Here is a 1,631-nt window from a genome sequence, read left to right on the forward strand (position 1 = left end):
CGCGGCGCGGGATCGCGCGCCTGGACTTCGACCGTTGCCCGAGCACGGTCGAGTTTCTGGGGCTCGGAGCCCGACTCGGGGCGGTGATGGAGACCGAGATCAACGCGGAGCTGCGGCCCTATGTCGAGAATCGCTCCGTCCTCAACCTGCGACACGACGAACCCGGCACGTCCCGCTACGACTTGGCGCTGGTCGCCGCGAACTACCTCAACCTGCACACCGAGATCGCGGTGCATCCCCTGCACAAGCAGCCCCGCTACATCGCCCTGCTGTGTGTCGAGCCGCCCGAGCGCGATCACGGCGGGCAGACCGTGTTCGTGCCGATGGCCGCGATCCGAGCCCGGATGTCCGCGATCGAACTGGACGTCCTGGCCGCGACGAACTGCCACGACTTCTCGGCCGGACCGCCGATGTTCTCCCACAGGGAAGGCCTTCCCGTGTTCTGCTTCCGCGACTTCGGCGACGACGAACTGCGGTGGCGGTACACGGGGACGATCGAGGCGGCCGGACCCGAGACGGTGCGCGGCGCGATTCACGATCTGCTGGACGCGATGTACGACCCGGCGACGATGTTCGGCGTGCACTGGACGGCGGGGAGTGCCGTCGTGTTCGACAACTGGGCCTACTTTCACGGCCGTTCCCGGATCAGACCGGTGCCGGGCGGGCGGAGCCGCCACTTCAAGCAGCTCAAGCTCCGGTAACAGGCCTATCCGAGCCCACCCCTACCACCGAACGAACAGACCGCGACGGGCCACGCATCAAGACGTGGATCCACCAGGACGCGGACACAAGGAAGGGAAGTGACCGTCGTGTCACATATGGAAGAGCAGGAACCGGAATACCTACCGACCACCCATACCCGAGGGACCCTGGTGCGCGGCAAGGACGGCGCCGTGTACTTCCTCCGGGACGAACTCCTCGACGCGTGCCGGGTCACCGGTGAGGAACTGGTCTACGCGGAGGCCACCTTGGAGGCGGCCGGTCGCAGCCCGTTCGGCGGGACCACGCAGTTCGTACGCTACGAGGGCGACATGCCGAAGGTGGACGCCGCCGGGATGGCCGAGGCGGCCGACCCGCCGTCGACCATCATGTGTTGCTGGTGACGGATCGATCACCCGAGGTTCGGGCGTCGGTGCACGATCACCGACGCCCGAATCCGTGTGTGCCGGGAACGCGCCGATGACGCGCCCCGATCGGCCCACTCTCGCCGTGACCCTGGCCCCCACCGCGTTGCTACGGGCGGCCGCGTGGCCGGTGGAGACCCTGGACGAGTTCGCCGCGCCCGAGTCGGCGGCCCACGCCGCCGCGGTGCACGGCGTCCAGGCGCGCGTGGCGGGGCGGCGCCCGGAGTTGCTTCGCCTGCTGCACGACGCGGTTCCGCGCACCGAAGACGTGACTGCCCGTCGGCGGCTGCTCGCGATCCGACGGGCGGTCGGCCGCGCGGACGCCCCGTACGACGAATCGGCGCATGGGATCGAGGCCGGCCCCGAATCGGCCCACCCGCTCGTGGCTGCTCCGGAATCGCCGCCGCGTCCGCTCGTGGCTGCTCCGGAATCGCCGCCGCGTCTGCGTGGGGTCGCTCCGGAGGCGGTGCGCCTGCCAGGGGTCGCTCCGGTACTGGCCCGCCTGCT

Annotated in this window: 3 protein-coding genes; all 3 read left to right on the forward strand. The window is 70.1% G+C overall.

What is annotated here, in order from left to right; genetic code table 11:
• A partial coding sequence (locus GT354_RS19480; RefSeq protein WP_161357576.1) for a TauD/TfdA family dioxygenase occupies nucleotides 1-701 on the forward strand: 701 nt, incomplete at its 5' end.
• A gap of 99 nt (nucleotides 702-800) precedes the next feature.
• On the forward strand, nucleotides 801-1,103 hold the full coding sequence (locus tag GT354_RS19485; protein ID WP_161357577.1) for a hypothetical protein: 303 nt from the start codon (nucleotides 801-803) through the stop codon (nucleotides 1,101-1,103).
• A 76-nt stretch (nucleotides 1,104-1,179) separates the two neighbouring features.
• Nucleotides 1,180-1,631, forward strand: a 452-nt coding sequence (locus GT354_RS19490) for a hypothetical protein (protein ID WP_202512058.1), incomplete at its 3' end; no start/stop codon positions are given.

The organism is Streptomyces sp. SID3343 (assembly GCF_009865215.1).
Taxonomy (GTDB): Bacteria; Actinomycetota; Actinomycetes; order Streptomycetales; family Streptomycetaceae; genus Embleya.